Annotated in this window: 9 protein-coding genes; all 9 read left to right on the forward strand. The window is 45.7% G+C overall.

From position 1 onward, the window contains the following. Nucleotides 1-844 (forward strand): hypothetical protein (locus JGK39_RS32665; RefSeq protein ID WP_293298902.1); only part of this gene is annotated, 844 nt, incomplete at its 5' end. Nucleotides 845-846: 2 nt separating this feature from the next. Next, nucleotides 847-1,638, forward strand: a complete 792-nt coding sequence (locus JGK39_RS32670; RefSeq protein WP_293261927.1) for a hypothetical protein — start codon at nucleotides 847-849, stop codon at nucleotides 1,636-1,638. Beyond that, the gene (locus tag JGK39_RS32675; protein ID WP_293298905.1) at nucleotides 1,635-1,991 is read left to right on the forward strand and encodes a hypothetical protein; all 357 of its coding nucleotides are present in this window, start codon (nucleotides 1,635-1,637) and stop codon (nucleotides 1,989-1,991) included. Before JGK39_RS32670 ends, JGK39_RS32675 begins: the two co-directional genes overlap by 4 nt. Further along, nucleotides 1,988-2,800, forward strand: a complete 813-nt coding sequence (locus JGK39_RS32680; RefSeq protein WP_293298907.1) for a hypothetical protein — start codon at nucleotides 1,988-1,990, stop codon at nucleotides 2,798-2,800. The genes JGK39_RS32675 and JGK39_RS32680 overlap by 4 nt, the downstream gene beginning before the upstream one ends. Nucleotides 2,801-2,978: 178 nt before the next feature. Then, entirely contained in the window at nucleotides 2,979-3,344 is a 366-nt protein-coding gene (locus tag JGK39_RS32685; protein WP_293298910.1) for a hypothetical protein, read from the forward strand. 57 nt (nucleotides 3,345-3,401) lie between these two features. After that, nucleotides 3,402-3,635: a hypothetical protein gene (locus JGK39_RS32690; RefSeq protein ID WP_293298913.1), complete on the forward strand. Its 234-nt coding sequence runs from the start codon at nucleotides 3,402-3,404 to the stop codon at nucleotides 3,633-3,635. Nucleotides 3,636-3,639: 4 nt separating this feature from the next. Further along, a complete protein-coding gene (locus JGK39_RS32695) occupies nucleotides 3,640-3,990 on the forward strand; it encodes a hypothetical protein (protein WP_293298916.1) in 351 nt (116 codons plus the stop codon). A 12-nt stretch (nucleotides 3,991-4,002) separates the two neighbouring features. Beyond that, entirely contained in the window at nucleotides 4,003-4,224 is a 222-nt protein-coding gene (locus JGK39_RS32700; protein ID WP_293261949.1) for a hypothetical protein, read from the forward strand. 2 nt (nucleotides 4,225-4,226) lie between these two features. Continuing rightward, nucleotides 4,227-4,421, forward strand: a complete 195-nt coding sequence (locus JGK39_RS32705; protein WP_293261952.1) for a hypothetical protein — start codon at nucleotides 4,227-4,229, stop codon at nucleotides 4,419-4,421. Nucleotides 4,422-4,500 lie beyond the last annotated feature (79 nt).

Consider the following 4,500-nt stretch of genomic DNA (forward strand, 5'->3'; position numbering starts at 1 on the left):
TGTTTTTGTTGAATATTATTACGTAAGAACTGCTTTGGGTTCATGGACGTGGCGCAGCACTTGGACAAACGAAATCAAGGAATTCAGATGTCCGGGGACTACTTCCCCCCTTCCCCCTCCACCCAACCCACCACCTAGAAAAGAAATGGATGATTGTTGTCGCGACTCAATAAGAATGCTGCGAGACTTAACGAAGGTTTTTGAAGTTAGAAAGGTACTTGCGGGGAAGGTAACAATTCCCGGCGAGCTAATGGAAATTCCAGAAGAAGGCAAAACTTTACTACCTGAAAAGCTTCAAAATTACCCGCAGATGGTACACGCCATACTATTAGCAGTTAATCGGCACGGGATAGACGCGCCAATCGTTGTAGAAATAGAGGATACGGACAAAACAACAGCAGGCGATCAATCGGCTATTTACACTTACAATTCCCCCGGTGTGGCAATGCAGGCAGCGCTAGAAATGCTCCATGAATTAAAAGCAGCCGGAAACGCTCGGCTGAGCATCCAGATAGGAATAGCATTCGCCGTGACTCGAATCCTCAAAATCGTCGCTGGCGTCAGCGAAAGCATTCGCGAAATTATCAAGATGCTGGGAATGCCTTTTCGGTACAAACCTAAAAAAATGCAGCTTGAATTCAACCTCGCTGGCATGAAAAAGGGGTACGGAAAAGACAGCAAACCCAAAGAATTTACCGAGATGTCGAAAGAGGAGCTAGAAAGTATCATTCCGACTCTGCTAGAGGGGTCAGAATGCGACGTGCCAGTGCCGACTTTTACGCCGTCAGAGGCGGACGATCTCAGGCAGATGATTTGCAAGCTAACAATTAGAAAGGAAAAATAATCGTGCCAATACCTTTAGTGCTTACAGTCGCAAAAATCGCGTCCGTAGCTGTCAAATTAAAACCTTTTATCGTCGCCCTGGGTGGAAAGATTTTTACGGCAACAAAAATGGGAAGTATCAGTAAATTCCTGGGGGGAATTGCCAAGCCGGTGTTCGGCTTACTCGGAAAAATATTCAAGCCAATTTTTGGATGGGCAGCTAAGTTGTTCCCTTGGATTGCTGCTGCATTTGCGCCACAATTAGCTTCGAGATTGGTGCAATCCGTACAGCAGGTGTGGCATTTTAACTGGAAAATCTCAGAGAATCAATTGAGAGAAGACATTAAGAGTGCAGTAACTAATTTGTACGAGCCGCTGGGAGAATTCGTCGGACGTTCCATCGCGACGGTTTTGGTCGGCAGAGGGCTGGGCGGCAACAACATTCCTAAAATCAGGATAAATACCGGGCAAATAGCTAGGCTTGTCGAGCTATCTGGGGGCAGCGAAACCATTCGAGACAGCTTGATTGACGCGGTTACTGATATTTGGTATGCAGTGAAATCAGCCGCTCAATTAATCTTGATGAAATTCTTGTACCTCAATGGCAGGCAGTTTATCGAAAAGGTTACCGGGCAAGAACTCGGCGGCGAGCAAGAAGGAGAAAGCTTCATTTTTGCAGAAAAATTTGAGGAAAAAATCAGAGACCTTATTGTGGGTGAAGAAGCAGAGGACGCTGTTATTAACGGCTTTGAAGTCTTCTTTGACACCATAGGCGATCTGCTTACAGAAGAAGATTTATACGCTGAGTACGTATGACGGCTAAACCGAAAAAACCCGGTACGGGTAAAGGTAAAGGTAAAGGTGGGAAGCCTTCTCCCAGTCAGCAAAAAGCTGGTTTCAAGGAAGAATTGGCCTCTAGGATTGAATCTGGACATGAATCAGTTCAGTTTGATGCTGGAATCACAGTTGATAAAATTGAGCAATCTCTAGGAGTGGGAAACTTAAAAATATATTTTCAGGAAGTAGAAAACAATTTTGCAAACTCTAGGACTCCGGCAAAAGATGCAACTAACAAGTCTAAAGAGGCCAAAACTTCGCCCATAAAAATCAAAAAGCTTTCTAGCTCTCGCCCGAAAAAACGCAGGAAGCAAAGGGGGAAAATCAAGTGAAAAACCCGCAGCTAGAGGCGCTGAAAAAAGAAGCGTTTCGGAAACTAGCGGCGCAAGAATCTCAAACGGTCATAAAAGGCAAGGAGGAGGATTCCGGCGCTCGTTTCGCCTTGTACGAGATGGAATTGGATGGAGTAAAGCTGCTGCTTTCTGGCGCTGAGCCCTTGATTCCTTTGCAAGTAAGTTTGCTCAAGGCGATCGACGATTTAATCAAAGCCCGCCTCCGGCAGGTCGGCAGTTCCGGCCGGAATTCTGACGTGGCGATGTTGAGCGGGCATCCTAAGATCTACCTGCATTTTGAGGAGGAGAAGCCGAAGGGTGACAGGAGACCGAAGGAAGGAACGCTCAGCTTTAGATTGATGGATGAAACAGACTCCTCAATTTCTGTTCCAAAGGTCAAGAAACTCGCCCTAAAAATCCAGCAGGTTTTCGGAAAGAGGGAGGGGTATTTTTGGGACAAAGGCAAAAGATACGTCAATTACAACCACTGGGAATTGGGATACAAACTCCAAATTCTCAGTCCGTCGGTAGCGAAGGGCAAAAGGTTAATTGAGGATGTTTTGAGCCTTCAGGGGCATCCCTTCGATCCGGCTCGGATGACCTTCAGCCAGAACCAGGGGGAGGCGAAGGCTTTCCCCGCCAATCCCGGCAACAAGCGCATTTTGGGGGAAGAGGTGAAGCTTCCCGAGCGCAGGCCAGACTGTGAGGTTCGCTTTCGGTACGCAGAGATAGAGCTAGGCGGTCTCCAGCAAAAAATGGTGATTTCCTCTACCAGCAGCAACCACCCCACCGACCCAAAGTTTAGGTAAAGAAGTTGCTTAATAATTCTTTACAATCGCTGTGTTTAAGTTGCGATAACAAATCCGGAAGGTTGCAACCTTCCACAGCGTTTTGTGCACGCCTCAAACCCAGGCATATCAAGGGTTGCAGGCTGCGAGGGAGTAAGCTACCGTCAGGGTAATCAAGCAGCACAACCAATAAACATATATGGCGAAAGAAAAAAAAGTAGCTTACTACATAGACATTAACGCCAGCGTAGTGGTCGAATTGCAGTTAATCGAAAAAAATATTACGGCGATAGCCACCGAGCTTGGGTACACAAAGGTGGCAGCGGATGGAGCTCTGCCAGCGGGGAAAACTCTGGCGGGCAATTCCAGAGAAGACGCATTAGAACTAGGGTGTTTGCCGCTTCGGGTTGCTTACCGCAAAGGCGATAAACTTCAATCCGCAATACTGCTCTGCCCGCCATCTAAAGCCGATACAGTTTTTAAATCGCTTGTCGGGAAAACCTATGCTACTCACAAAATAGTAAAGGTTAGACCTATTCGCCGCCGCCGGTACACGATAGCTTAAGCCCAACGAATCGATAAATAACCTGACAAAAAAGCGCAATCAAATCGGTAAAACAGCATGGAAAAATACGTCATCATTGAATTCGACCTCACAAATAACGCTGTCTTGGGTTATTTGAGCACATTGGGCAACTATGGCGCGGTTTCAGACCTCTCAACGGATATCAACAACGCTCTAACTTTCGACACCAGGAACGAGGTGCGCTACGAGCTGGGATCAATGCTCAAAGATATGCCTAACAGAGAATTCCGATACCGAGCCGTAACTCAATCTTTGGTATTAGTACCGTAGGATAATGCCGCTCGAACGAGAGGAAGACTGGCAGAGATTTTTTCAAGGATCTTACGTTCGGGCTTCATCTGGAGTCTACGAAGGAAGAGTTGAGCCGATCGCTCTTCCTTTCCTTTTTGAAAAACCCATTATTAGAGTTTTTGCCGAGTCGCAAGGTTCCAGAAGGACATGGTGGCTGGCAGGAACACTAACGCAGGAAATCGGCTTAGGAATGGAACTTCAGCAATGGAAACTCCCGCTAGGACGAAAAAAGATTCTTCAAGTGGAGCTTGCGGGAAAATACAGATTGCGATTTGAGCCGGTGGCTTGGTTAAGCAATTTATATATCGAAATAGACACTTACGAAGGTACTTAAGCTGACTTTGCTATGAACTTAACTTCCACTTTGCTTCAAATTGATTTAGCAGTAATGAGCTGCCTTCTTGGGTTGATGGGCTTAATCTGGAAAACATTAAGAGACATCCAAAAAGAAGCAATTGTTGCAGCTCAAGAAAGAACAAAATTAGAAGAGACTGTAAAGTTTTATGGTAAAAGGCTGGACAATGTTGAAAGCTGGATTACTGGAAATTCTGGATTTAAGGAGCGTTGAAGGTGCCCAGAATCTCTGCCAAAGCTTTGCTGGCAAATCCCAATTCAACCTTAACGGAATTAGTGGATGCGCTAGTTAAGCTGTCTGAGGATAAAGGTTATCTACAAGGGCGCAAAGGCTTTGCTAAAACAATCAGCGAAACAGATTGTTTGATTGATGCACTGCGCGATCGCATTCTACAAATAGCGAGCAAATAATTATGCACAAACTTGAATTTGCAATGCAGTTAAGACCTGCATTAGAGATTCTTTGGGGAAATTTAAAGCTGATTTATCC

Origin of the sequence: Microcoleus sp. PH2017_12_PCY_D_A (genome assembly GCF_020738565.1) — a bacterium.
In the GTDB taxonomy this organism is placed as follows: Bacteria; Cyanobacteriota; Cyanobacteriia; order Cyanobacteriales; family Microcoleaceae; genus Microcoleus.

What these genes read in the sequence shown, in the direction of transcription:
- JGK39_RS32690 (WP_293298913.1), top strand. Translation starts at nt 3,402, where the DNA reads ATGGAAAAATACGTCATCATTGAATTCGACCTCACAAATAACGCTGTC.
- JGK39_RS32700 (WP_293261949.1), top strand. Translation starts at nt 4,003, where the DNA reads ATGAACTTAACTTCCACTTTGCTTCAAATTGATTTAGCAGTAATGAGC.
- JGK39_RS32695 (WP_293298916.1), top strand. Translation starts at nt 3,640, where the DNA reads ATGCCGCTCGAACGAGAGGAAGACTGGCAGAGATTTTTTCAAGGATCT.
- JGK39_RS32675 (WP_293298905.1), top strand. Translation starts at nt 1,635, where the DNA reads ATGACGGCTAAACCGAAAAAACCCGGTACGGGTAAAGGTAAAGGTAAA.
- JGK39_RS32685 (WP_293298910.1), top strand. Translation starts at nt 2,979, where the DNA reads ATGGCGAAAGAAAAAAAAGTAGCTTACTACATAGACATTAACGCCAGC.